Genomic DNA, 25,621 nt, shown 5'->3' on the forward strand with positions numbered 1-25,621 from the left:
GGGCTAGTCGATGCGCACGATCGCCAGCAGCGCCTTGTGGTCGCTGCCATCCACCTTGACCGTGCGCACCTGCCCGGCCCGCATGCCGGAATCCAGCACGATATGGTCGATTCCGGCGAACGTCGGCACGTAGTCGATATTCGCCGGCCAACTGAATTTCAATCCGTCCGCGGCCTGTCGTGCTGCGTCGGAGAAACGCGTTCCCAGGAAATTGCGGAACGGCGTGTGATCGTAGGTCGCGTTGAAATCGCCCATGAAAATATACCGGCGTCCGGTATCGAAACGAAGCTTCGCCAGTTCGTCAAGCGACCGTTTCCACTGCTGCCAGTAGCCGTCCGTCGGCGACGTGGTGTGCACGGACACGAAACGCACCTGCGTGCTCCCTCCGTTGAACGCGACGGTCGCGCCGGGCATGAAGGACGCGCTCGAATCGACGTCATCGTCGGACGGATCGAGCAGCGGGCTCGCCGACCATATTCCGTTGCCATACACGCCGTCCGAGCTGGCCACCTGCGAATACGGCAGATAGGCGGCGATGCCGGCGCTGTTCAAGGCGTTCACGAAATCGTCGGTCGTCTCCTGCAGCGCCAGCACCTCAACATGCTCGCTGCGCACCAGATCCACGATCTCACGCGCGTCCGCACGTCCCTTGTACACGTTGCACGTCATCAGCCGGGCGTAACCGTCGTCCGTGCTGACGTTCTCGCCGGACACCGCCGCGACCGCCGCACGTGGCAGTTGCGCAGATCCACAGAAGAACGGATACTGCCAGAACACCTGCAACGCGATCGCCAGAACGGCCACCACCGTGGACACCACGCGTTTGGAGACGACGGCACAGACCAATGCGATCACGGCAAGCAGGGTAAACCACGGCACCAGGGAAACGACCACCGGCATGTACGGCAGCGCCTGCAACTCCTCCGGCAGGATGTGCGTGGCGGTTCCCAGCAGCGCCGCAAGGGAGAAGACGAAGGCGATCACTGCGCAGATGAAGTTGCGCACGCGGTGCTTCTTTCCTTGTTTCAGCGTGCGCAACGGCTTGACGGGCTTCGTCGCGGATGTTTTGGCCGTTTTTCTCGCGGCACCGGTTTTCGATGCGGACACTCTGGCCGTTCCGCCGCCTTTGCCCGCCGCGGCGCCCTGTGATTTGCGCACCTTTGCCTGAGACATGCTTTTCCCAACCTTCCGAATTTCGCGTCCGCGATGTTTATGGCGCGGAGGCGCTCAGTCGTCGAGACCGAGCTCGTGACGGATGCCGTCGATGATGATGCGGCTGGCGGTGGTACCGCGTTCCCGCGCGTTCTCCTGCAGCATCATCTTCAGGTCGGACGGGATTTTAAAACTCATGAGCACGCGTTCGCCGTTGCCATTGCCATTGCCACGCCTGCGGGTGTCCTGCACGCTGGTCAGCGACGCGGCGACCGCGGCCTTCGCTCCGCCATTCGGTTTTCTGATGGCCATCAGGCGATCGCCTCCTCAAGTTCGAGGTACACGTCCTCGTATCCGTTGAGATTGCTGGGGAACGCATGGCCGATGACCTTCTGCATGCCCACGCGTTTGGGCACGGAGGCGTCGAAGACGCTGACTCCTCTCTCCCTGATGAGGTTGACCGCGTTGCCCGCCAGTTTGTTGTTCTCCACCTTGAGCAGCAGCAGCGCGTACGGCTTGCCGGCAGCGTCGAGGCTTTCGGCGGTTTCGAGCGCATGGCTCAGTTCGAACGGCCCCTGCGTGGCGGGGACGATGACGAAATCGGCAACGTCGCAGGCCACGTCCACGACGTTGCCCGCCGGCGGGCAGTCGATGATGACGAGCTCGTTGTCGGGCATGGTTTTGCGCAGTCTTTTCAGCTTGCCGATATTGGCGGAGTCCACGGCGAACGGCATAGACTCGCCGGCGTCCTCGGCGTCGCCGGCCCATGTGGTGGCGTCGCCCTGGGGGTCGGTGTCCAGCACGGATACGTTGCGGCCGTGCCGTGCGGCGGCGGTGGCCAGAGCCATGGCGGTGGTGGTTTTGCCGCTGCCGCCTTTCAGGTTGATGACCGAAATGATCATGGGCTTTCCTTCGTTCCGACGATGGGTTGATTACATAAATCGTATATACGTTTTATATATCATGCCGGTGACCTCGCCATGGCTTCCACAACCTGCGGTCAATTCCCGATTCGGTTTTCGGAAGGACAGGGCTTTAAAAGGTTCCATCAGCCGGTTCCATATGGCATACGAAAAATCCCGAGGAGCTTGGCTCGACTCGGGATTTGAAAAGAGTAAACGCGGCGACTTGCTACTCTCCCACACCCTCTCGAGTGCAGTACCATCGCCGTGCTAGGCCTTAGCTTCCGGGTTCGGAATGGGACCGGGCGTCTCACCTAGGCTATGATCACCGCAAGAGGAAACAATACGCGCATGGTCTCCAATCGCCAAATTACGGCGTGTCGCACGACGTGCCGGTCAACGATCGGCCAGCAATCGCCGGTAATGATGCGAACCACCATGCCGGTGCGCTACAGTCGAGGCAACGCTTCCATCAGCAACGAAAGAAGGCCAGCAATGACGATCGCCTCCTGCGGTTCCGTTTCCGCAACCACATTGGGTCTACCGAATTCCACTGCGATTCCCGCCGAAAAAGCGACGCTGCCAAAAGGACTTTTCGTGGCGAAGATTCCGGTTTCCGCCAAGACGAAACAGCGTCTGGCAAATGATATCGAAACGATCACCATGCTGTCGCTGCTGCAGGCGCGCAACACGGGACTCGCCGCCGGCACGCGGATTCCCGAAATATTGGTGATCGGACTGCGATTGCGCGGTACGAACGCCGCCGTTCCGACGGACATCGTCGAATTGATCGCCATGCAGCGCAAGTCGGGCATGCTGTTCGCCTGCGTGCGCGATGCCGATTTCGAAGGCACGACGCGTCAGGAATGCGCGTTCGCCGTGCGCCGGTCCCTGCCGGCCCGCGCGGGGCATACGACCACGTCCAAGATATTCGTTTCCGACTGGAAGCCCGCCGGCGAGGCCACGCTAGAGGCCGCGGATCCGGCGGTCGATTCCGTGGATGCATTGTGGGAATCGTTCTGTTCGCAGGTAATTCTGGACGACCCCTCCCCCGTCGATTTGGACGCGCGTCTCGCGCGGCGCATGCAGATCGCACGGCTCACCACGCAGATCGACAAGCTCACGCGCGACCACCAGCGCGCCAAGGACGCCGAACAGCGCAACGAGATCTACGCGAAGCTGCACAGGATGAGGAAACAGCTGGAGGAATTGCAGGTGCAGTGAAACGGATTGCACGTCCGAATCCGCGTATCCGCGAATCCGCCGATACATCCCGCAAAATATGAAGGCGCCCACCCTCAAAAGGAGGATGGGCGCCCAATGGCCGCAACGCAGGAAACGATTGCAGCGGCGTGGAAAAGCTCAGCAGAGAATCTCAGCCGATTGAACGACGGGACGTTTCCACACCGAGGATGCCGGTGACCAGCATGGCAATCACCGCGACGATCGAAATCGCGACGAACACGGAATTCGTGCCAATCGCAACAAGCATCCAGCCGACGATCATCGGCATCAGCACGTTCAGCAGCTTCGCCACGGCATTGGCGAAGCCGACGCAGCGGAAACGCACCTTGGTGGCGAACAGTTCAGGAGCATACACGGCCACCACGGAGGCCATCAGCACATACAGGCACATCGTCAGCAGGAAGCCGCAGATGATCGCGCCGACCGTGGTCGTCTGCGCGGCATAGGCGAGGCCGAACACCGCGGTCAATCCGAATGCCGGCACGATGACCTTCTTACGTCCGATGTGGTCGAGCAGGATGGAACCGATGAGGCAGCCGACAGGGGCGCCGCACATCATCAGTGTGCTCGTCCATAGCGAGCTGGACAGATTGATGCCACGCTTGACGAGAATCGTCGGCACCCAGGAAGTGAACGCATACGAGCACACGTTCGTGGCGGCGACGGCCACCACAGCCACCAACAGGCAGATTCCCAGCGAATGGTTGCGACGTTCGCGCGCGCTCATGGAGGTCACATCCACAGCGGACTCGTCGGAACGCGCAGCGACCTCGTCGTATTCGGAGCCGTTGGCCTCAAGTTGGCGGACGATCGCGTCGGCCGCCTCGTAACGTCCGTGCACGGCAAGCCAACGCGGCGATTCCGGCACGTCACGACGCAGCCACCAGATCACGGCAGCGATGATGCCGATGCCGACGAACAGCGGACGCCACGACCAGCGCGGAATGATCCACGCGCACAACAGCATGGCGACCGGCACGCCGCAGTTCGCCACCAAGGACACAATCGCGCACCAACGTCCGCGGCGTTCGACCGGCGCGAATTCGTTGACCATGGCGAAACCCGTCACGATCTCAGCACCCAGGCCGAGACCCGCGCCGAGGCGGCACAGGGACAGCACGGACATATTCGGCGCGAACGCGCCAAGGAACGTGAATCCGCCGAACAGCAGCAGATTGATCTGGTAGGCGACGCGACGCCCCTTCAAATCGCCGATGAAACCGGCCAGCAGCGAGCCAATCAGCAATCCCAGAAAACCAGCTGACATGAACGTTGAATTCTGCGCCACCGTCGACCAATGCGTGGACAGGGAGCTGTACGCCACGGCCGATCCAATATACACATCAATGGAATCCATCAGCATACCCGCCGCCACCAGCGCGACGATCTTGTGGAACATACGCGTCTCCTTCGCGTAATCCACACGACGGGTAATCTCCTCGACTTGCCTCTCCTGAGCGGCGGACAATCCCTCCGCCACCGACGAGGACCTACGCTTCACATTCTGCACAGCCTGTGCGGTCATGATGCAATACCTCTTGTAATTATGCTCTTCTTCACCCGTTTAAGACGGTGAGGGCAGCCCCATTGTGTAGGACTGCCCTCATCATCGATCAAACGAATCCAAGAATTCGCAAGGAAGGGGTGTCGTGCACCCGTTCCCACTGAGACGGCACCATAAGCGCGCGCCTCCCGAGACAGACGGGAATGACCACAATGTGACCATTCCGGCGGAATGCTCCGGAAAGACGCAGATCAGCCGCGCAGCTTGGCCACGAAATCGCCGATCCTCTTCAAACCTTCGCGCAACGCCTCACGGGAGGCCGCGTACGACAGGCGCACGTGCGTATCGGCGGTCGCCTCGCCGAAATCGCGTCCCGGGGTCAGCGCCACATGCGCCTCCTTCAACGCGCGTTCGCAGAACGTCCACGCGTCGAGACCGGTGCTGAAGATGTTGAAATACGCGTAGAACGCGCCGTTGGGCTCGACCTCCAACGGCAGTCCGATCTCGGACAGGCCGTCCACCACGATGCGACGGCGTTCCAGCAGCTCCTGACGGCGCTCCTCGCATACGGCAAGCGTTTCCGGAGTGAAGCAGGCGAGCGCCGCATGCTGGGTCGGCGTGTGCGCGCACAGGAAGAAGTTGGTGGCGAGGTCGTCCATGGCCTCAAGCGCGTATTCGGGCACGACCATCCAGCCGAGCCTCCAGCCGGTCATGCCGAAGAACTTGGAGAAGCTGGAGCATACGATGGCGTCCGGATCGCAGGCGAGCACCGATTTCACTTCGGATCCGTCCGGTTCGCGGTCGGCCAAATCGAGGTAGGTTTCGTCGACGATTCGCCATGCTCCACGTTCGCGGGCCAGGTCACACACCGCTTTGAGCGTGTCGAAGGCGATGGTGGTGCCGGTCGGGTTGGACGGCGAGGTGATCATGACGGCCTTGGTGCGGTCCGACCAGTATTCCTTGCACAGCTCCGGCGTCAGATGGAAGCGGTTCGCCGCGGATGTCGGCACGTCCACGACTTTGCCGCCGAACGCGCGCACCAGCTCTCGGTTGCAGGGGTATGACGGGTCGGCGATGAGCACTTCGTCGCCGTCGTTGACCGTCAGCGCGGCGGACAGCAGCAGCGCCGTGGAGCCGCCTGCGGTGATGGCGATGCGCTTCGGATCGACGTCCACATGGTGACGGTCGCGGTAGAAGTCGGAGATCGCCTGGCGCAGTTCGGGCAGGCCCATCGCGGCGGTGTACGGCAGCGGACGTCCGTCGTACTGTTCGCGCATGGCGTCATGTACTGCCGGCGGGGCGCCGAAGTCCGGCTCGCCCAGGCTCAGCTTGACGACGTCGGTGCCGTTGGCGATCATCTCATCGGCCAGGGCTCCGAAGACCATGGCACGGAACGGATTGGCGATCTGCGCGCGATGCGACATCTGCGGCCGCGCGCTGTTTTCAGTGTTTCCCATGCTTCCGTTTCTACCACGTTCCGTGTCACGCCGTCCGCCGTCGCTCACCAGCCGATTCGAATCGGTTTCAATCTGCGAACGTCCGGCATGGATCCCGTCACGCCGGACGTTCCGTTCGTCCACGATTTCGTGGTAGAGGCGTTCCAATCGTTCGTCGCGCGTCTTTTTGCCGAGTTCGCATTCCCAGACCACGATGACGTTCCATCCGTCCGCTTCGAGTTCGGCGTGCTGCCGCATGTCGCGTTCGCGGTTGCGCAGCAGTTTGGCGGTCCAGAATTCCACGTTCGATTTCGGGATACGCGCGGATTTCGGGCATCCTTCGTGCATGTGCCAGAAGCAACCGTTGACGAACACCAGCGTATGGTATTTCGGCAGCACCACGTCCGGATGGCCGGGGTATCGCTTGTCGTTTTTGCGGAATCGCAGGCCTTTGGCGAACAGGAAGCTGCGCACCATGCGTTCGATGGATGTGTCCTTGCCGCGGATGTGGGACATGGTATAGCTGCGCGTGCCACGTTCGTATTTTTCGGGCCTCGCCGTTTTCCTGGGCTTCGTTTTGCTGTGCGCCCGCTTGCTATTTCCTGCCGTCACGGCTTCCCATTATGGCAAAAGGGTCGATCAAATGAGCGGTCGCGCGGCTCCCACAGACTTGTATGCCGGCGCACGCCGGATCGTACGCCGATTCGTACGATTGCGCTCCGCAGCCTTTCCGTCACTGCTCCCGCGCCACTTCCACACCGCTCCGCACCATCGTTTTCGGCGCGTGCCGACATCGCATGGCGTACGCTGTTCGTAGCAACGTAGCAAAGCAACATAGGCAGTTTGGAAGGCAAGGAGATTCCTTGGCACAGATCAATGCGGCAATTCTTGGCGCGGGCCGCATCGCGCAGAGCATGGCTAAAACGTTGGTGGCAATGGCGGTGGACGAACGTTACCGCGATTTGGTCGCCCCGTATGCGGTGGCGGCACGTGACGGCGAGCGCGCCGCCGAGTTCGCTGCGAAGTACGGTTTTCCGGTATCGTACGGATCGTACGAGGAACTGGCGGCCGATCCGAATGTGAATCTGGTGTATATCGCCACCCCACATAATTTCCATGCCGAGCAGGCGGTGCTATGTATGCGTGCCGGCAAGGGTGTACTAGTGGAGAAGGCGTTCGGCGCGAATGCGGCGCAATCGCAGGAAATGCTGGATGTTTCGGCGCAAACCGGCATGCTGTGCACGGAGGCAATTTGGACACGGTACATGCCGTCTCGCGCGATGATCGACGATATCATCGCATCCGGCGCGATCGGCGAGGTGCAGGCGATCGAGGCGAACCTGTGCTACCCCACCACGGCGAAGGCACGTATCACCGATCCCGCGCTGGCGGGCGGCGCGCTGCTCGACGTCGGCGTGTATCCAATCAATTTCATCGATATGATCATGCACAATGCGCCGATTGCGCGCATCGAATCATCGATGCAGCCGTTTGAGACGGGCGTCGACGCGCATGATTCGATGACGTTCTACTACGAGAACGGGGTGATGGCTACCGCGCAAAGCTCGATTCTATGCCATTCGGATCGTATGGGCGCGGTGTGGGGCACGAAGGGGTATCTCACGTGTCAGAACATCAATAATGTCGAATCAATCGACGTGTTCGACGGCACGCATACAGTCACCGCGCATTACGACGTTCCCGCTCAGCTGACCGGCTACGAGTATGAAGTGGCTGCGGCCGCGCAGGCCGTGCTTGACGGACGCACCGAATGCGCGGAAATGCCGCATGCCGATACGATGCGCATTATGAAGCTTATGGATTCGCTGCGTGCGGATTGGGAGCTCACGTATCCGTTCGAAGCGTAACAGAGGGCTTCTCCCCCGCCATTCCATAATCGACGAATCCACGGCTGCCCGCAGCTATCTGCCGCTCTTCGGTAGGACGGCTTTCGGTAAGCGGCTTACCGAAAGCCGTCCTACCGAAAGCCGTCTGCCATCCACGAATCATAGATGACACCAAAACCGCGCCAAAACGTGCGCTACGCACGTGCGCTACGCCATGACGGTCAGGCGGCTTTCGCCGTTTTCACTCACACGCGAGACGGAAACCCGCGCACGCACACGGTCTTTCAGCTGCCCCACATGCGAAATGATGCCGATGTCGCGTGTGCGGGCGATGCCGTCGAGCACATCCATCACATCGTCCAAATATTCGTCCGACAATGAACCGAAACCTTCGTCGATGAACAGTGTTTCCATGGAAATTCCGCCATTTTCCGCTTGGATCACATCAGCGAGTGCGAGGGCCAAGGCCAGCGATACGAAGAAGGTCTCACCTCCGGAAAGGGTGCTTGGTTCGGTGGAACGTTCGGTGCGGCGGTCGAACACTTCGATTGGAAGACCGGTTTTGCCGCCCGCACGCCCTTCGTGCGTGCCGAGGCGCAGTTCATAGACACCGCCGTGGATGTCTTTGAGCAGTTCGTTGGCACGGTCGAGCACGTCGCGGAAACGTTCGGTCACAGCGAAGGTGATGAGCGACACTTTCTGCCCCGACGGAGAGTCCTTACTTGCGGTGGCGAGTAACGCCATAGTGCGTACCGGAGCGAAATCGGTCATGCCTGTCTGCCAGGTTTGCGCGGCTTTAGTAAGTTGCGTTGCGATTTTCGCACGGTCCTTGTTCAGGTCAAGTGCAGTCTGTTGTGCGCTGATGGCGTCGTCCCGCATTTGCAATGCGTTGTTTTGTGTTTCGGCGAGCGCCGCAAAATCAAGCGATTGCAATAGTTGCGCGGCTACTTCGATGGTGTCCGCACTTCCAGCAACGTCCGTAATCGCAATGTCATGCAACGTTTTAGCGAACAGCTTTCGGCACGTTTCCAATCGTTCCGTCAACCGTTCGCACGCCTGCTTCATATTGGCGTCGGTTGCGGCGCACGCTTTGCCGAAATCGTCAATCCGCGACTGCAATCGCTCGATCTCATCTTCGTCCAGCGCGGCGGCCGAGGCCGATTCACAATCCGCGAAATCGCTGTTTTCCAGCAATTGCGCAACAGCCTGCTTCATGGTATCGCGTTGCTCGTTCAGCGTTTTAAGCATGGCTTGCAAGGAGACGTTCCGCTGTTCCAAAGCATCACGTTCGGCGATGCGCTTGGATAGCGTCTCGGCTTCTTGCGCTTTGGCTTTCGCCTCCGCCCGCTTGTGTTCAGCGTCCGCACGTTCGGCGTCCACGCTTTCCTGGGTGATGCCTTCCGCGGCTTTCGCAGCAGTTTCCGCCTGGTCGGAAGCCGCTTGTGCCACAGTTCGCGCCTGCGCCAATGCGTTGTGCGCATCCGTCAGCGTTTTCTCGGCCGCGTCGATTTGCTTCTGCCGCGTTTTAAGCGCGCGTTGTTGCTGCCCCAACGTTTCCAGTCCGTCCAATGCGGTCTGCGCGTTCGTGACGCCTTGTTCGGCGGCAGCCTCGTCCAGTCCGTGCGATTGTTCTCGTTCGCCGTCAAGCCGTGCGCGCAGTTTTTCCAACGCAGCTTTGGCGTCCGATTCACGGTCGGCGCACGCGGACGCCTGTTTTCTCAACGTTTTTACGGCTTTCTCACTAAGCACATCAGCTGGACGCACCGCCAAATGGGGGTGCGTGGTCGAACCGCATACCGGACATTCCTGCCCTTCGTCCAAATCTTCGGCGTATCTCGCCGCACCCGCCAATCGCAAGGCTTCTTCGGCATGCTGAACATCCGTTTCGGCTTCCGACCGCGCCTGCCGCGCCGCTTGGCATGCGGATTTGGCGGCCTCGATCTGCTCGGCCAGCTGTTCCGCCGTCTGCGCATGCTGGAGTACCGCTTTCGCCTGCGTCAGAGCATCCTCCAATTGTCCGCGCGCGCCCAGTTTTCCGGCGATTTCCTCCAGCTGCGACGCCGTGGCTTTTGCGTCTGGCAATGCCTCTCGCTCCTGCTGCGCTTTGGTTTGCGCAGCTTCACATGCTTCGACTTTCTGAGACGCCTGTTTCACCTGTTCGGCAGCTTTCGTAGCTTTCCGAAGGTTTTCGGCATGCGTTTGCGCGATTTCCAGCGCCTTATTCGCCGCTTCCTCGCCTGCGGCCGCGGCAACGGCTTCCTGATGCCGCTGCTGCAGTGTTTTCTTCGATTCGAAGTTTGCCAATGCGGTTGCAATATCCGCAATACGCGCGTTGCAGTCGTCCAGTTTCGCTTGTGCGGCTTCGCATTCAGCTTGTTTTGCCACGATTGGGGCGGCCTGTCGGGCCTGTGCGATTTGCCGACGTTGCTTTGCTATGTCCGGTTTGTGCGATTCCAGTTCGTCGGCGCGATTGCGCGCGGATTGCGTTTCCTCATACGATTCGTGCAGTTCGCATGCGGCTTCGTTGCGCCGCTGCGCTTCTGCCAGTTTGCCGTCGGCTTTGCTGACTTGCGATTCCGTCTCGGCCAGAAGCCGTTGCGCATCCGCCTCCACGTCACGCAACGTGACGTTCAGCTGTTCCACGATGTCGGTTTCGCTACGTGCCGGCTCGTCGATGGCACCGGATTCGTTCAAACCCCAGCGCCATGCATCACCGCGCGTTTCCGAGGTTTCCTGCTCATCCGGAGTGTCCGATTCACCAGAATCGGACACGGAAGGTCGGCCGGATTCCAACCGTTCCACAATCCGTTCCGCATTCTCGCGCGCGGCACGAATCCGTTCCTCTAGCGCAGCCCGCTGTCCGTCGACTTTATCTCCGAATTCCTTACGTTTCGTATCCAATTCGTCCTGAATAGCCTCGTATTCCTCAGCCCCGAACAGCTCCTTCACCAGTTTGGTACGATCTTCCGGACCCATCCGCAAAAACTGCGCGAACTGGCCTTGCGCCAGCATAATCGTCTTCGAAAACTGGCTGCGATCCAATCCCAGCAGTCGCACAACTTCCTTGCCCACTTCGCTTGCACGGGAGGCGACAGCAACTGTATGACCTGGCTCGTCAAGGAAATCGAAATACCGATCAACGGCAGCCAAACCGCCAGTCGAGCCGGCATCAGACGAAACAGCCGAATCGTCGGTAAGCGCTGCGAAAGCCATTTCGTAATCGTTCGCGACCCGCGCCATTTTGCCGGTCGCGTTCTGCTTTGTCGTGCCTTCACCACGCTGTTTCGGCCGCTCGTATTCGGGTGTGCGCCGCACCGCGTAATAGTGCCCGCCTTCCTCGAATATCAGATGCACGTAAGTTTCGTCGGCCGAAGCTTCCAGAAACCGCGAGCGCAGCCTGTTGCGGTCGCCCACGCCGATTTTGTTCTCAGTATTGCCGGAAATCGAACCGTACAGCGCGAAGGTGACGCAGTCGAGCAGTGTGGTTTTGCCGGCTCCCGTTTCACCGTCGATGAGGAACATGTGCGATCGGGTCAGCGCCGCGAAATCGATGGCGTACTCCCCTTTATATGGGCCGACACCGCGGAATTTCAATGCGATGAGTTTCATTGCGCGACCTCCTTGCCGGCGTTCTTGCGTACCGTTTCCATGGCATCGCGCAGCACGCGTTCCTCCTTGTCGGTCGGTGTGCGGCCGAGCGAAAATTTCACGAAATCGCGCAGCACGTCCATTTCGTCCGTCGCCTGCTTCAGATCGACCATTTTCCGGCTTTCTTGCGATTGCGTTCGTTGCGAATAATCGAAATTCTTTTCCAAAGCGTGCGTGTAGGCACGGTCGATTTTCTGGTACGCGCCGTGCGGCAATTCCGGCACTTGCACCGTAATCGACACCCACATGTTTCTGTATTGTTCGGCGAGCGGACCGAGGACATCGTCCATGGTGCCTTTGATTTGCACGAATGGCGGCTCACCGGATTCCACAGGCATGATGCGCGGTTTGGCAAGATGGCCGTCCGTAAAGTCAAGTAGCACCACGCTTTTGCCGTTGCCTTCCACCGGCAGCGTCTGCGATTCGGAGAATGAGTATGCGAGCAGCGATCCGCTGTAACGCGCCTGCGGAGTGCGGTCGAGATGAAATTGCGATTCGGTTGTCGGTTTCGTGGGAATGGTGATTTTCTGCGGCCTGTGCAGGTGGCCGAGCGCCAGATAGTCGAGGCCGGAATTGGAGAAAAGTTCCGCAGGCACGCTGTCGACGCCGCCGACGGTGATGTTGCGTTCTGAATCGGAGGCCGTGGCACCGGATACGAAGACGTGCGCCATAAGCATAGCGTTCAATTTGGGGTTTGCCTTGCGTCGGGCGGCCAAATCGGCGGTGATGAGCTGTAATGCGGCGCGTATAACCCCTTCGTGCGAGCGACGGATGGTGTTCGTTTCTCTCCGTTTGTCCGATTCTGCAGAATCGGACAACTGAAGCATGTCCAACGTACCCTGCATGTCCGATTCACCAGAAGCGGACAACTGAGGCGCTTCCAACCCACTCTGAGTGTCCGATTCTGCAGAATCGGACACTTTAGCGGACGAAGATAATACGTCCGCGCTGTTCAGCAGCCCCTGCAATGCAGGACGCGCAAGATCGGGGTCGAGGTACGGCAGCGCGTAGATCGCAAGTTGCTCGCCATCCGCGGAATCGACCATGATGGGAGTGGCGATGTCTGCGATATCGCAACGCATGTGCACGTTCGGCAGCATCAGCGCGGCGGCGAAGCCGAGTCGAGCCGCGGAATCGTGGTTGCCGGGCGTGAATATGATATGGAGCCGATGCCCATTGACTTCCATCAGCCCAAGTTGTTGGAACATCTCGTTGAACAGGCGCACCGCCTCGGCTGACGGCCTCGGCGCATCATACACGTCACCGGACACACACAACACATCCACCTGTTCTCGTTTAATCAGCCCAATCAGCCATTCAAGCGCCTTACGCTGGTACTCCAGCAAATCGATGCCTTTGAATCGTCTGCCAATATGCCAATCGGAAGTATGTAGCACGCGCACGTGTCTTCCCTTTCCTGCGTTCCGGACCTCCACACATTATAATTACCCCTTGCAGCGGCTTGGGGACGGCACGAAAGGAGCGCCATGGGATTGCTGAGAACGCTGAAATACATACTTGGCCCAGATGACGAGACGCATCCGGCGAAGCAAACGCGACCTTCCGGCAAAAGTGCCAAACCCACGGCGACAACCAAGCCCGCCGCAACAACCAAATCCACACGTACCGCACGGCCGGCCCAGCGCGCCACTCAAACGCAACAACGCACGAAGCTCCGTCCGCAACCGCTGCTTCCGGCCGAGCGAATCGAGCAGGCGCGCGAAACAATCGGCGCAATCGAAAAGCATGAGCTGAGCGACGAACAGGTCAGCGCAATCGCCGGAGCCGGCCATAACACCCTCGTGCTCGCGGGTGCGGGAACCGGCAAAACCACCACCATCGTCGGCTACATCGCATGGCTGCTCGCCACGAATCGTGCCACGCCCGAGGAGATCCTCGTGCTGTCGTTCACCCGGAAATCCGCGGACGACATGTCGCATCGCATCATGGCAAGCACCGGCAAGACGATCCGCGCTTGCACATTCCATAGTCTTGGGCTGGAGATCTGCCGCGCATCCACCATCGCGGAACGCCCCATCATCGACGGACACGCGTCGAATGGCGTGATACGCGCCACGTTCGAACGGCTGCTCGCACAGAATATCAACTACCGTCTGCTGGCGTTCAAGCTCATGTCGAAGGAACTGTTCGGCAAGTACGGCAGAGCCGCGAAAAACAAGGATTTCCAACTGCCGACGGACGATTACGACTTCAATCAGTACAAGCAGAGCCTCATCGAAAACGCGCAGACCATCATCCAGCACATGCGGCAGAACAACATCGACGTCGACGGCATGCGCGAGCTCAACGAGCGGCGCGGCGGCAAGCATGTCGGCCGCAACCGTGAGATGCTGCAACTCGTCGAACCGCTTTACAACGCGTATCTCGACAATTTCCGCACAACGCAGGGCATCGATTTTCCCGGCATGATCATCGACGCCATCCGCTGCGTGCGGCGCAACGACTACCGGCATCCATACAAATACGTGCTCATCGACGAATACCAGGACATGTCGAGGCCGCGCTACGAGCTGATCCGCGCGTTGCGCGAACAGAGCGATTTCACGTTGTTCTGCGTGGGCGACGACTGGCAGTCGATCTACCGCTTCGCAGGCAGCGACATCCATCTGATTCTCGATTTCGCCGCGACCTGGCAGCCATGGGGACCGACCCGCATGTTCCAGATCACCACCACCAGGCGTTTCCGTCAGAGTCTCATCGAGGCGAGCGGTAAGTTCGTCATGCAGGACGGCAATCTGTACGTCAAGCATCTGCATAATCCGAGCGACAAGAAGGATTATTCGCTCAAAGCACTTGGCGGCGCCACGCAGGAGGAACGGTTCAATGCGATCGTCGAACAGCTGCGCAAGCTACCAAAAGCCGCGTCGGTGCTGATGCTGGGGCGGTACCGAAGTGACCTGAACCTGCTGCTGCGCAACGACCGCGATGGTTTGCTCCAGATCGACGAGCATTCCAGCAAAATCACGTTCCTCGAGAAGCCGGACATGGATATCGAGTTCATGACCGCGCACAAATCCAAGGGCCTGCAACGCGATTTCGTGTTCCTGCTGTGCTGCTCCGGCGGTTTGAAGGGCTTCCCGAGTGCGATTCCCGATGAGCCGCTGCTTGGCTTGCTGCTGCCGGAGGTGGAGCGCATGCCGCACGCGGAGGAACGTCGCCTGTTTTATGTGGCGATGACGCGATGCAAAAAGAAGCTGTTTTTCGTGGTCGACCAGACGCGACCGTCACGCTTCATGTATGAGCTGCACGATCGGATCTGTCCGAATATTTTCCGGGGTGTGAAACTGCCTCCGCAATGCCCGAATTGCGGGGAAGCTTTGCGGCTGCGACATGCCGGATCCGATCCGTCACGCGCGTTTTACGGGTGCACCGGTTTTCCGAATTGCCGGTTCACGCAGCAGTGCAAATGAAAGAGCGGCAACCAAGATAGATACCCCCTTCATGTCGCACGATTCTATTTTTCGGCTCTTTTTTGGAATCGTGCGACATTCGCCCGTCCCCCAACACCCCCGAACTTCAATTTTCATCGCAAAATCGCATGAAAAACAGACTTAGGAGGCATTGACGAAGCCGCACTGTAGCACGATGCACAATTCGGCCCCTTTTTTGGGATCGTGCGACATTTTCCCTGCGAATCACACCATGAAACCACCATTCCGCCTAGGCCTGGCGAAAGCTCACCGTTGTATCCTGGACCTGTTCACCAGTCAGGAGAAAACAATGACGGATAACGACCGCAACCCGCAACAGTCCACACAACCAGCACCACGCAAAACCATCAATGTCGTCGGCGCCGCCATCGTCAAGGATGGCAAAGTGTTGTGCGCGCAACGCGGAGAAGGCCGATCACTGGCCGGTTTCTGGGAATTTCCGGGCGGTAAGATCGAACCGCATGAAACGGCACGTCAAGCATTGCACCGCGAAATCGAAGAAGAGCTGCTGTGCGAGGTCGAAGTTGCCGACGAAGTGTGCACATCTTCCTACGATTACGATTTCGGTACCGTCGTGCTCACTTCGTTCGTCTGCCATCTGCTAAGCGGCACTCCACGTCTGACCGAGCATCATGAGATCCGTTGGCTGGCGCCCGCCGATATGTCTGCTTTGGATTGGGCACCCGCCGATCGAGAAGCGGTGCGATTGATTTCCGCTATGGATTTTGCCAACGGATCCGCAAAAGAACAGTGACTCAAGAACGATAAGCATGGATAAGAAATACGATTCTTCACTGGTTGACGCATTGCTTTCCGGTTTCATCGAAAAACGCGACAACGCCAATTCGGAGTACGAACCGATGCTGATCGCCAATCATGATGGCCGGACCATGGAGCACGCCCTCAAAGACGAACTGCAGCGCAGCCAGGATTTCGACATGTCCGTCGCATTTGTCAGTCAAGGCGCATTGCAGGTTTTGAAACAGTATTTCCTTGATTTCGCCGACAACAACGATCATCAATCCGGACGCATCATCACATCGACGTTCAATTATTTCAACTCTCCCAAAGCATTCAAAGAGTTGCTGAAACTTCAGCGAGAAACCGGCATCCAAGTGCAGGTCTGGCAACCCACCCAGCCCGGTCAGAACGATGACACCCCAGCCACTGCAGACTATCCTTACCATCCCAAAGGCTATGTTTTTCACCATATGCAAGGCGACGAACCGCTGTATTCCACATATGTGGGCAGCTCAAACCTCACCATCAACGCGTTGAATGCCAATCGCGAGTGGAATCTTAAGGTAGCCACCACTGATAACAGCGGTTTGGCACAACAGCTTACGGAAGAAATCGAATCACAGATCAGCGAATCGAAACCTCTTACCGACGCCTGGCTGAAACTCTATGAAGAGGATTTCAAAAAATACGCGCCACTGCAGCGGCCGGATCGCAAGCGAATCAAGGAAACGGAACAATCGCAAGACATACAGCCGAACGCCATGCAGGTAGAGGCGCTGATGAATCTTGCGCAACTGCGTAAACACGGCGAAAGCCGCGCGATCATCATTTCCGCAACCGGTACCGGCAAAACATACCTGTCCGCATTCGACGTACGACAGGTCAAGCCACGTCGCATGCTATATATCGCGCAACAGGAACAGATCCTCAAAAAAGCAGAGGAATCATTCCAAAAAGTGCTCGGCTGCTCGGAGCACGAACTCGGCCTGTTTTCCGGCAATAGCAAGGAATCAGATCGTAAGTACGTGTTTGCCACCGTGCAAACGATGTCGCGTCCAGACGTGCTCGCACAGTTCAGCAAGCATGAATTCGACTACATTCTCGTAGACGAGGTTCATCACGCGGCTGCCGATTCGTACAAACGCGTCATCGATCATTTCGAACCGGATTTCATGCTCGGTATGACCGCAACGCCTGAACGTACGGACGGTGCGAACATCTTCGAATTGTTTGGCAATAATGTGGCCTATGAGATCCGCTTGCAGAAGGCGCTCGAAGAGAACATGCTCTGCCCGTTCCATTATTACGGCGTGCACGAGTACATTCAGGACGCGCCCGACGAGAATCTCGCCGGCAAGGACGTCAAAGCCGATACCATGACCGACGAGGAACGCAACGAGCTGGGCCATTGGCTTGAAGAGCTCTCCGATCCGAATCGAGTGCACTATATCATCGATAAAATCCAGATTTATAGTGAGGCCGGCACCCCGGTGCAGGGGCTTGTGTTCTGCAGCCGACGCGAGGAGGCGAAACGGCTTTCCGCCCTGTTCAACCAACAGATGAATCAGCAGGCGGAACGGCCGTACCGCACGAAAGCCATTACCGGCGAGGATCCGCAAGCGGCGCGCGACGAGGCCACGGCACAATTGGAGAACGGCGAACTGGATTATATTTTCACCGTCGATCTGTTCAATGAAGGTGTGGATATTCCGCACGTCAACCAGATCGTGATGCTTCGGCAAACGAAATCCAGTATTGTTTTCACGCAGCAGCTTGGCCGTGGCCTGCGCAAAGCCAGTGGCAAGGACTGCGTGGTCGTCATCGATTTCATCGGCAACTATGCGAACAACTATCTGATTCCAATCGCCTTGTATGGCAACACCGGCGACCGTGATGTGGCGCGCAGGAACCTGCAACGCGAGACCATCGGCATTTCATCCATCAGTTTTGACAAGATCGCCCGCGAGCGCGTGCTCGCCTCACTCGGCACGGCCGATTTGTCGAATATGAAACTGTTGAGTCAACAATACCAACAGATGCGTTATGAATTGGGGCGTGTGCCGATGCTGATGGATTTCGCCCGGCGTGATGCTTCGTTGGTGTTTACGATGGCGTCGAAGAGCGATGACTATTTGTCGTTCGTGCGTTCTCGTGAAAAGAGTCTGTCCCGTGGAAAGCACGCGACTGCTTCATATGTCGAACAGCTTGAGCCGACTTCCGATGCACAAAACGGTGTGCTGAAGATGTTGACGGCCACGCAGTTGCGCGGTTTGCGTCCGCATGAATTGCTGGTTTTGGCTGTGCTGTGTGATTTGGATTGGCGGATGATCGATCCGGGATGCCCCGAAGACGCTTTGGCCGTATTCCGTACCATTGCTTCACGGCATGCGATTTCGACCCGCGATTTGCAAACGCTGCTTTCCGCGTTGTTCCCGGATGCGGATCGCGATAATGCGCAGTGTCGTTCGGCGTTCTCCACGTTGGATTATTCCTATTTCATCGCAGCGAACCGTAGAAGGTTCGGGCAGACTCCGCTGGTGTGGCTCGGCAATGATGGCAAGTACCGGCTAACTGATGAGTTCCGTTCGATGCTTGAACAGATGACGTTCCGCACGTTCTTCTCGGATACCGTTGAGGCTGGCTTGATTAACGCATTGGCTTTGGCGGAATCATCACGCAAGCACCATATCCGTCAGAATCATGGTTTCTTGTATGGGGAGAAGTACAGTGTGTTCGATGTGATGCGCCTGTGCGGCTGGCCTGCGGAGCAAGTGCCGCAGAATGTCGGCGGATACAAATTGGATGCCGAAACCGGCTCGCTTCCGATTTTCATTAAATACGAGGCGAGCCAGTATAGCGACCGGTTCCTTAATCCCGGCGAGATCGAATGGTTCAGCAAGAACAACCGTTCGTTGAAATCGAACGAATTCCGATGGCTGCTGGATGGGACGGAACGTGGTCCGGAGTGGAGGAATCGTCATTTCATGCCGATTTTCATCCGTCGCAAAGCCGAGGAACAGGAGAAATCCTACTATTTTGTAGGTAATGCGGTCGCGTTGGATAACGTGCGTGAATCAGTGAACCGCAGTGCGGATGGCAGCGAGTCGCCAGTGGTCGTTTCCACACTCAAACTCGGCAAACCGGTCGATCCGGAACTCTACCGTCACCTCACCGGCAAGTCCGCGCTGTAGACCATGTTTTTCGTACCCATTTTGCCTATATGTGGCAGATTCGAACCCTGAGAAAAACGATTTGCGTTATATGTGGCAGGTCTCTTGAGCAAATCCGAATCTAGGGGGCAAGAATCGCACCCCCTAGATTGGCTATCCCGAAGAAAGCTGCCACATATAAGCGAAATCATTACCCCTCCACTCAAAAAAGGCTTGCGTATAACGCTGTATGTACGCAATCCATTCGAATTGAGAGCAATCGAAACGACAGAAGGATCACTTACCGACCATCGGCGTAACCACCCATGTCGGGACCATCGAAACCGCCGTCGAAGCCAGGACCGTCAGGACCCGGACCGAATCCCGGACCTCCCAGGCCAGCAGAACCGCCCGGCCCGCCCAAAAACTCACGAGCCGACATGCCATTCTCCCTGCGGGAGGCGTCCACGGCCTCCTGCAGCACTTTGCGCACCTCGAATCCGTTGAGCACGTTCTTCAGCGCCACCGTGCCATTGCCGGACGACTGGTCTCGCGTATCCAGCACCAGTGTGCTCATGCCGAATATGCGCTGCAGCAGCGTGCGTTCGACACTGATGTCGACGATGCGGAACAGTTTGATCAAGTTGAAATTCTCGTTCAGCATGCCGGTTTTGATGCTCAGCTCCTGATCGGTGAGCGTGTATACGGTGAATGTGAACGGGGTACGGCACCAATTGCGCTTGCGCTGATGCCATAGGACATTGCCGCTTGCAACCTTCATATGATTTCCTTTGCGATCAAAACCGGAGGACCACACTGTTGTGACATCCGGTTTCATCCTACCGCCACGCCAGCCGCAGCGCCGACACCCACCTCCAAACGGCATGCCTCACAACATGTTTCACAAGATGTTCCACGCTACGTCCGCCACATACCCGGTGCGCATCGCACCATTCCTCGCCGCACGCTGCACGGACAAACCGCCGTCAGTTATACCCCTTCACCTCACGGAAGATGCCGCTCATATCGCCGGTACGACCATCGAACACCTTGCCGTTCGACAGCTTGGCCAAAGCATCAAGCTGTTGCGAATCCGCATCGCCGAACATGACGGAGAAGATCGGAACGCCCTTGCCCTCAGTTTCATATTGGCGTGTGAACGCATCCCGATTGGCGGTCTTCGACCGGCCGTCGGTCAGCAAGACGATCGCCACCGTGTAATCATTGCGATTGCCGGGCAGGTTGCTCAACGCGACATTCAACGCATTGTAGACGTCGGCGCCACCTGCGGCGATTCGCCGTTCGCCGGCGGCGAGCAGTGGAGCGGTCTGCTTACCCCGCACGGTCTGTTCCACCTTGGCCTGTTCGTTGAATGGGATGAACACGTTGACATCGTCATCACCTGGCTCGATATGCGATGCCCTGGCCTGATCGGTGTCGAGCGCCGCCTGCAGACCCTTCACCGCACCGCTTTTGCCCTTGCCGGACATGGAACCGGAATAATCCACCACCCACAGGGTGTAGGACGGCTTGCGCAGGACGGTCTGATACAGGTCAAGCGCCTGCTCGATGACATCCGCCGAAGGCATGGCGATGGTCCGCAGCACCGAGGTGTCCGTAACGATGCCCCATGCCTTGCGGAACGAATCCTTCACTTTCGAGGCCTGCCCATATGCCAACGAACCATCCGAACCGGTTCTGCGTCCCGCTTCCTCAAACAGTTTTTTGGCGTCTTTCGACGTCACCGCCGCGCTGAACCGCGTAAAAGCCCGTTCTTTGCCCTGTCCGCGGTCCACATAGCCAAGCGGCGAATCGGCGATCGCGATGCCATCGGAAGGATAGATCGCCAGCAGCGGCTCCTTGCCTTTCACCGTCAGCTCCTTGTCTGCCTGAATGACAAGCGATTCGTAGTTCACCATGGCATCGTATGAATCCGGATCATTGACCAGCATATCCTTGAGCCAGTCGGACGAGCCGGACGATCTGCTCACGCCAGACAGCAGTGCCGTCATGCGCGACCGCAACGCGGTATCGTTCAGGTCGTCTTTCGTCAACGCAACGCCACGCCCGCGCAACGCCGTGAGGAAGGCCATGTACGCCGACGCGCCGGAATTCGACTGCGTGGCGGACGTCATCGCGAATGACAGTTTCCCGCTCCGCACCGCGTCGATGATGTCTTTCATGGACACCGATTTCGTGGAGCCGTCCTTGTCGGCCCAGCCGAGGTGCTCCGCCTTGCTTCGCTTCACGCCGAACACCACCGGCGTGGTGGATGTGGAGACTTGGTCCTTGACGATGTGCCCGGTGTCTCCCAATGTGATCCACATGCTGCTGGCCGGCCATACCGCGTCATAGTCACGGCCCGCATGGTGGCCTTTGTTGCGCAACGCATCCATGATATCGAGCGATCCCATGTAGTCGACGGTCACTGACACGTTTGACCGCTTGGCCGCCTGCTCGATGGCACTGCCCACTTCCTTGTTCTCGGATCCGGAGGCGATGCGAATGGTGTCTTTCGCGCCATCCACGGTATACGTTTCGGTTCTGCCATCGCCTGTGGAGGCGCCGCCCGACGCACCGGAACCATCATTCGCCGAACCGCACCCCGCGAACAGACCCATTGCCAAAGCGACGGCTCCCACCGCCGCGACTATGCCGCGCATGTTCATCTTCCGTTGGCCTTCCGTTCATTTTGCGCCAAAAAACAGTTCAGCGCACCCGGAAGCTTTTCCGGATGCGCTGAACACAGTTTTTCTATATATATCCTTCACTATCGTAGAACACCATGGCGAGCGCCGCCATCGCGATTCCACCACGGGACTTTCCGTGTGGCCCACGCCGTCCGTTCCGATGCACGGACAGGTAGCCGACGCCATCTATACTGTGTGCTGCGGCCACCGCGCATGCGCGCAGTCGGCGGCCGGCGCAGTGCTTCGAAAAGGAAAGGCGGACGTATGGGCAGCGGCTTCAACCGCCGGCAGGAAGTAGACGATCTCACCGACTACGTCAACAACGGGTGGCTGAGTTCCGCCGAATTCGACGGTCCGACCTTCCTGTGGAATCACATGATCCGCGAGGCAAGCCAAGAAGACGCCGACCAGCGCAACGATGTGCCGGTCGCCAGCCTGTCCGACGCTGACGTGGTCATCAACATGCCTATGCAGTGGTATTTCGACGCCGTCGCATCCATGGTGCCCACCGCCGAACGCACCGATACGGGCGTGGAGATCCCACGCATCGATATGCCGACGTTCCAATTGGATTCGCAGGCATTGTCCGGCGTGGACGCGGTGGTCGGCAATGCGATCTCCAGCACGCGGTGGCTTGACGCCGTCGGCAATCTCGCCAAGGCTGTGGAGATGACCGCGCGATTCGTCGGCAATGTGGCCGATCGCGACAACGAGGGCTTCGACTATCTCAAGGATCTCATTCAAACCGTGCGCATTTATATGGATGCCGTCGCCTGTAATGCCGATCCGATGACCGGCGAGCAGGCGTTGCGCATGATCACGCAGGTGGCCTGCAATGAGGATTTCCGGCTCAATGCCATGCAGATGGTGGAGCTGCTGTCCTGTGGACTTTCCTTCGCGCAATGGGACGATACCCGCATGTTCGCGTATGACGCATTGAACAAGGGTATCGCCGCGATGCGTGATTTCGCCGCGAAATCCGGCACTGGCAGTCACAGTGACGACAATGGTGCAGGCAATACGTCCACTCAGGCACGGGATACCATCACGGATTCGAATGCCACGGATGGCACAAAAGGCGAGAATACGACGAATTCATCCGCACATGACGGCAATGGTTCCGCTGCCGACGATTCGTCAGCGCTCTCCCCCGAGGAATTGAACGATCTCGCGATGCTTGACCCGTCGCTGCTTTCGCAACGGCAGCTTGCGCAGACTGCGCAAAACCAGTTCGACCATGCCGTGCAGTTTCTGCGACACGATCTGATGCGGATCAGCGGCGACAGCGATGAGGCCGACCGATTCCTGCGCGACAACCATACTTCCGAACCGCTTGCGGACGCGTACGCGGCACGCTTGATCGCCGCCGAACGATGGCAGGATCTGCTGAATTTCGTTGATTTGGTGGAACGCGATGCGCCGAACCAGACCACGGTGATGTTTCCCGAGGAAGTGGTGCCGTACGAATGGGAGACGATTCGTGAGGCTGCTTTGGAGGCGCTTGGCCGCGATGACGATTTGGTTGCGATGTATCAGGAACGCTTGGATGATACGTACGATCCGAGCACCGAGCTCAATCACATGAAATTGCAGGCCTGGCTGCATCCCGGAGCCGGTGACGCCGACGACGATTCCCCCAGATCCGACCGGTAAATCCACACACATCCATTCATGCCGAGCCAACGCCGAATCAGCATTGAATGGGTCTCCGTTCAGGAATTCTCGGCACGCTCGTGCAGTTCCTCGGCTGTCCGATACCAATGCTGCACGGTGTTCTCCAGAAAGAAATAATGCCGAAGATAGAAAGCCAGAAGCACCAGCAGAATTAGGTAGATTACCAGTGACACGGGCATGGTGGACGGCACCAACGTCACAAATGCCAACGCGACCAGAAACAGCACAATCGTGATGAACAGCACGATCAGATGAACCAGCCGCTCATGCTGCAGCCATTGCAGTTTGCGCACATGCCAGTCAAGCAGCGATTTCGGATCCGAGCCCTGCGCAAGTCTGCTTTCGATGTCGGCTTCGTGCCGTGCCGCCCATCGTCTCATGTTCAGCCCGTACCGGTCCTTTTTCGAGTGTTCGGCGGTTCCATGATTGACAGCTTCACCGTTCGGCATTTCCATCGTCGCATCCCCATCCATCGTTGGCCTTCCACCGCCATAAACGGTTTTCATAAACCATTATCGCCGATACGGGCATGCATTGTTCAAGATGTTTGAAAATCCGTGGCAACCACCACTTTCCCGCTTGCATGGCTCGAAAGCAGGTAGCGTATCGCCTCCGCCGTTTCGCTTGCGGAATATACGCTGTCGATGTAGACGCGCAGTGTTCCAGCTTCCACGAGTTCCTTCGCGTACTGCAGATAATCCGGTTGCCTGGTGAAGGCTCCCGCATACATGTGTCACGTTCTCGCCCGCCTGCACGACGATTCCCGAGATTTCCGACCCCAAGGGCTTTCCGACGTATCCCATCATCGCATTGGTGATACGCGTCGATACCGGTATCTTCCCGTTCTTCGTCTGGAATCGCTGGTAGTCGCTGATGTTCAGCGCGCATGCCTTCACCGCCACCAAAACCTGGTCGCTGTTTGGGGATGGTTTTCCATCGAACGCCGCTGTACCGTTTCAAGCCCGCCTGTCGCCGTATAGACCATTGCTTGCATACGTCAGTGCCCATCTTCTATTGCCATTAAACAATTCGATTTGATGAAACAGATTGTATCAGCGAAAAACGTGGAAATCACCAACAAAGCTGATTCAATGCATGCTGTTTCATCTTATTCTTCACTTTTTGGAGATATATAAAACGTGCAATAAGATACAGTCTGTATCACAAAGAGGAGGAGCATCCCATGTCAAAAGCGTCCATGGACAATCAACGGGTGAAGAAGCGGATAGCCGAGGGGCTTTTTGCGTTGCTTCGGAAGAAAGCTTTCTCTGAAATCACGGTTACGGATATCGTACGTGAGGCAGACGTTGCAAGGGCTTCCTATTACAGGAATTTCGATAGCAAGGAGCAGATCATAGAGGCTGCGATGGATGATCTGAGGGATCAGCTTCTGGGCGATGTTGATTATGATGACGACGAGCAGATCTTCGACCGGGAAAACGCAAGAGCTGGATTCGAGAAGGCGCTGGCGATCTGTCTGGTCAGGAAAGCGGATCTTCTGGCCTTATACGACAACGGTTTTGGAAGTATGATTCAACAGACCTTCAACCGGTATATCGTAGAATTCGCTGGAAACGTATCCGCTGATTCCTTGGAACGCTACAAGCTGTATTTCATATCAGGCGCAGTCACCAATGTGCTCATCGAATGGTTGAGAGAAGGCGCAAAGGAGCCTCCCCGAGAAATAGCCGCTTTATGCGTCGACTATTTCTCCATCGGCGTACTACATGCATAATGCAAGAAAAGCCCCTGAGAGCCTAAAGTGAACCGCACCCCGATTGTTGGACTGAAGAAATTCAGATTCGATGATCGGAGGTGCGGTTCTTTCGCATGCGTGAGGATCGAAGGAGACGTTACGACGACGGGTTCCGGCGCGAGGCGCTGGAGCCCGTCAAGGCCGGAGCCGGCAAGGACACGCTCGCCAGACGGCTTGCCATACCGGTGTATACCGCGAGAAACCGGATCAGGCCGTACAGGTCCGGCGGCGAGGAGGCGGTCATGGGAGGCGGCGGCAGCAGACACTACGACTGGGAGACGAAGGTCTCCGCGGCGCGCGACCACGTCGAGAACGGCATGACCAAGACGGAGGTCATGGCCAGACACGGGATCGCGAGCATCGCGCCGTTGGAGCGCTGGTGCCGCGAATACCGGGCGGGCGGCCCGGAGGCGCTGCGTCCCAAG

The 25,621-nt window shown here is 58.1% G+C and carries 19 protein-coding genes, 1 rRNA gene and 2 pseudogenes; 8 read left to right on the plus strand and 14 right to left on the minus strand.

Annotated features, from left to right (window positions below; all coding sequences use genetic code 11):
- Positions 1-3: 3 nt before the first annotated feature.
- The 4 genes from OU26_RS05500 to rrf all read right to left on the minus strand — a co-directional run bounded on the left by OU26_RS05500 (position 4) and on the right by rrf (position 2,387).
- Positions 4-1,173 carry an endonuclease/exonuclease/phosphatase family protein gene (locus OU26_RS05500; protein ID WP_033498950.1) on the minus strand — a complete coding sequence of 390 codons (1,170 nt, stop codon included), beginning with the start codon at positions 1,171-1,173 and terminating at the stop codon, positions 4-6.
- A gap of 54 nt (positions 1,174-1,227) precedes the next feature.
- Positions 1,228-1,464, minus strand: coding sequence for a hypothetical protein (locus OU26_RS05505; protein WP_026646724.1), 237 nt, complete (start codon positions 1,462-1,464; stop codon positions 1,228-1,230).
- Positions 1,464-2,054 carry an AAA family ATPase gene (locus OU26_RS05510; protein ID WP_026646723.1) on the minus strand — a complete coding sequence of 197 codons (591 nt, stop codon included), beginning with the start codon at positions 2,052-2,054 and terminating at the stop codon, positions 1,464-1,466. Before OU26_RS05510 ends, OU26_RS05505 begins: the two co-directional genes overlap by 1 nt.
- 216 nt (positions 2,055-2,270) lie before the next feature.
- Positions 2,271-2,387: ribosomal RNA gene (gene rrf / locus OU26_RS05515) — 5S ribosomal RNA — on the minus strand.
- Positions 2,388-2,549: 162 nt separating this feature from the next.
- Between rrf and OU26_RS05520 the strand changes: the two genes are divergently transcribed.
- Complete coding sequence (locus tag OU26_RS05520) at positions 2,550-3,278, plus strand: DUF4391 domain-containing protein (RefSeq protein WP_026646722.1); 729 nt, start codon at positions 2,550-2,552, stop codon at positions 3,276-3,278.
- A 151-nt stretch (positions 3,279-3,429) separates the two neighbouring features.
- Here OU26_RS05520 and OU26_RS05525 read toward each other — a convergent pair whose 3' ends face one another.
- The 3 genes and pseudogenes from OU26_RS05525 to OU26_RS10625 all read right to left on the minus strand — a co-directional run.
- Positions 3,430-4,824, minus strand: coding sequence for an MFS transporter (locus tag OU26_RS05525; protein WP_081815647.1), 1,395 nt, complete (start codon positions 4,822-4,824; stop codon positions 3,430-3,432).
- Positions 4,825-5,054: 230 nt separating this feature from the next.
- Entirely contained in the window at positions 5,055-6,260 is a 1,206-nt protein-coding gene (locus OU26_RS05530; RefSeq protein WP_026646720.1) for a pyridoxal phosphate-dependent aminotransferase, read from the minus strand.
- 117 nt (positions 6,261-6,377) lie between these two features.
- Positions 6,378-6,851 (minus strand): annotated as a pseudogene (locus OU26_RS10625) (very short patch repair endonuclease); the annotation flags it as partial.
- A 251-nt stretch (positions 6,852-7,102) separates the two neighbouring features.
- On the opposite strand from OU26_RS10625, the gene OU26_RS05535 reads away from it, so the two are divergent.
- A complete protein-coding gene (locus tag OU26_RS05535) occupies positions 7,103-8,107 on the plus strand; it encodes a Gfo/Idh/MocA family protein (RefSeq protein ID WP_026646719.1) in 1,005 nt (334 codons plus the stop codon).
- Positions 8,108-8,293: 186 nt separating this feature from the next.
- Here OU26_RS05535 and OU26_RS05540 read toward each other — a convergent pair whose 3' ends face one another.
- Entirely contained in the window at positions 8,294-11,695 is a 3,402-nt protein-coding gene (locus OU26_RS05540; RefSeq protein WP_026646718.1) for an AAA family ATPase, read from the minus strand.
- Complete coding sequence (locus OU26_RS09460; RefSeq protein WP_160257601.1) at positions 11,692-13,131, minus strand: exonuclease SbcCD subunit D; 1,440 nt, start codon at positions 13,129-13,131, stop codon at positions 11,692-11,694. Before OU26_RS09460 ends, OU26_RS05540 begins: the two co-directional genes overlap by 4 nt.
- A gap of 90 nt (positions 13,132-13,221) precedes the next feature.
- On the opposite strand from OU26_RS09460, the gene OU26_RS05550 reads away from it, so the two are divergent.
- From OU26_RS05550 to OU26_RS05560, 3 genes are all read left to right on the plus strand, one after another.
- Entirely contained in the window at positions 13,222-15,165 is a 1,944-nt protein-coding gene (locus OU26_RS05550) for a UvrD-helicase domain-containing protein (protein ID WP_152571331.1), read from the plus strand.
- Positions 15,166-15,475: 310 nt separating this feature from the next.
- Positions 15,476-15,940 carry a (deoxy)nucleoside triphosphate pyrophosphohydrolase gene (locus OU26_RS05555; RefSeq protein WP_033498951.1) on the plus strand — a complete coding sequence of 155 codons (465 nt, stop codon included), beginning with the start codon at positions 15,476-15,478 and terminating at the stop codon, positions 15,938-15,940.
- A 16-nt stretch (positions 15,941-15,956) separates the two neighbouring features.
- A complete protein-coding gene (locus OU26_RS05560) occupies positions 15,957-19,118 on the plus strand; it encodes a DEAD/DEAH box helicase (protein WP_237743765.1) in 3,162 nt (1,053 codons plus the stop codon).
- A 259-nt stretch (positions 19,119-19,377) separates the two neighbouring features.
- Here OU26_RS05560 and OU26_RS05565 read toward each other — a convergent pair whose 3' ends face one another.
- Both OU26_RS05565 and OU26_RS05570 read right to left on the minus strand, forming a co-directional pair.
- Positions 19,378-19,857, minus strand: a complete 480-nt coding sequence (locus OU26_RS05565; protein WP_026646714.1) for a PH domain-containing protein — start codon at positions 19,855-19,857, stop codon at positions 19,378-19,380.
- 205 nt (positions 19,858-20,062) lie between these two features.
- The gene (locus tag OU26_RS05570; RefSeq protein WP_033498961.1) at positions 20,063-21,739 is read right to left on the minus strand and encodes a substrate-binding and vWA domain-containing protein; all 1,677 of its coding nucleotides are present in this window, start codon (positions 21,737-21,739) and stop codon (positions 20,063-20,065) included.
- Between the two features lie 291 nt (positions 21,740-22,030).
- Here OU26_RS05570 and OU26_RS05575 point away from each other — a divergent pair, with 291 nt between their 5' ends.
- The gene (locus OU26_RS05575) at positions 22,031-23,419 is read left to right on the plus strand and encodes a DUF6880 family protein (protein ID WP_152571332.1); all 1,389 of its coding nucleotides are present in this window, start codon (positions 22,031-22,033) and stop codon (positions 23,417-23,419) included.
- A 59-nt stretch (positions 23,420-23,478) separates the two neighbouring features.
- Here the strand turns inward: OU26_RS05575 and OU26_RS09675 are convergent, their stop codons facing one another.
- The 3 genes and pseudogenes from OU26_RS09675 to OU26_RS10750 form a co-directional block, all read right to left on the minus strand.
- Positions 23,479-23,895 (minus strand): hypothetical protein, encoded by a 417-nt coding sequence (locus tag OU26_RS09675; RefSeq protein WP_152571333.1) that lies wholly within the window; start codon positions 23,893-23,895, stop codon positions 23,479-23,481.
- A gap of 83 nt (positions 23,896-23,978) precedes the next feature.
- Positions 23,979-24,170 (minus strand): zinc-binding dehydrogenase, encoded by a 192-nt coding sequence (locus OU26_RS10745; protein WP_033498952.1) that lies wholly within the window; start codon positions 24,168-24,170, stop codon positions 23,979-23,981.
- Positions 24,171-24,177: 7 nt separating this feature from the next.
- Positions 24,178-24,345: pseudogene (locus OU26_RS10750) on the minus strand (hypothetical protein); the annotation flags it as partial.
- Between the two features lie 278 nt (positions 24,346-24,623).
- On the opposite strand from OU26_RS10750, the gene OU26_RS05590 reads away from it, so the two are divergent.
- On the plus strand, positions 24,624-25,175 hold the full coding sequence (locus OU26_RS05590; protein ID WP_026646712.1) for a TetR/AcrR family transcriptional regulator: 552 nt from the start codon (positions 24,624-24,626) through the stop codon (positions 25,173-25,175).
- A 95-nt stretch (positions 25,176-25,270) separates the two neighbouring features.
- On the plus strand, positions 25,271-25,621 hold a 351-nt coding region (locus OU26_RS05595), incomplete at its 3' end, for a helix-turn-helix domain-containing protein (protein WP_033498964.1).

Origin of the sequence: Bifidobacterium ruminantium DSM 6489 (genome assembly GCF_000770925.1) — a bacterium.
Classification (GTDB): domain Bacteria; phylum Actinomycetota; class Actinomycetes; order Actinomycetales; family Bifidobacteriaceae; genus Bifidobacterium; species Bifidobacterium ruminantium.

Coding starts and splice junctions, on each gene's coding strand:
- OU26_RS05500 (WP_033498950.1), bottom strand. CDS start 1,173: ATGTCTCAGGCAAAGGTGCGCAAATCACAGGGCGCCGCGGCGGGCAAA.
- OU26_RS05505 (WP_026646724.1), bottom strand. CDS start 1,464: ATGGCCATCAGAAAACCGAATGGCGGAGCGAAGGCCGCGGTCGCCGCG.
- OU26_RS05510 (WP_026646723.1), bottom strand. CDS start 2,054: ATGATCATTTCGGTCATCAACCTGAAAGGCGGCAGCGGCAAAACCACC.
- OU26_RS05520 (WP_026646722.1), top strand. CDS start 2,550: ATGACGATCGCCTCCTGCGGTTCCGTTTCCGCAACCACATTGGGTCTA.
- OU26_RS05525 (WP_081815647.1), bottom strand. CDS start 4,824: ATGACCGCACAGGCTGTGCAGAATGTGAAGCGTAGGTCCTCGTCGGTG.
- OU26_RS05530 (WP_026646720.1), bottom strand. CDS start 6,260: ATGGGAAACACTGAAAACAGCGCGCGGCCGCAGATGTCGCATCGCGCG.
- OU26_RS05540 (WP_026646718.1), bottom strand. CDS start 11,695: ATGAAACTCATCGCATTGAAATTCCGCGGTGTCGGCCCATATAAAGGG.
- OU26_RS05550 (WP_152571331.1), top strand. CDS start 13,222: ATGGGATTGCTGAGAACGCTGAAATACATACTTGGCCCAGATGACGAG.
- OU26_RS05555 (WP_033498951.1), top strand. CDS start 15,476: ATGACGGATAACGACCGCAACCCGCAACAGTCCACACAACCAGCACCA.
- OU26_RS05560 (WP_237743765.1), top strand. CDS start 15,957: ATGGATAAGAAATACGATTCTTCACTGGTTGACGCATTGCTTTCCGGT.
- OU26_RS05565 (WP_026646714.1), bottom strand. CDS start 19,857: ATGAAGGTTGCAAGCGGCAATGTCCTATGGCATCAGCGCAAGCGCAAT.
- OU26_RS05570 (WP_033498961.1), bottom strand. CDS start 21,739: ATGCGCGGCATAGTCGCGGCGGTGGGAGCCGTCGCTTTGGCAATGGGT.
- OU26_RS05575 (WP_152571332.1), top strand. CDS start 22,031: ATGGGCAGCGGCTTCAACCGCCGGCAGGAAGTAGACGATCTCACCGAC.
- OU26_RS09675 (WP_152571333.1), bottom strand. CDS start 23,895: ATGGAAATGCCGAACGGTGAAGCTGTCAATCATGGAACCGCCGAACAC.
- OU26_RS10745 (WP_033498952.1), bottom strand. CDS start 24,170: ATGTATGCGGGAGCCTTCACCAGGCAACCGGATTATCTGCAGTACGCG.
- OU26_RS05590 (WP_026646712.1), top strand. CDS start 24,624: ATGTCAAAAGCGTCCATGGACAATCAACGGGTGAAGAAGCGGATAGCC.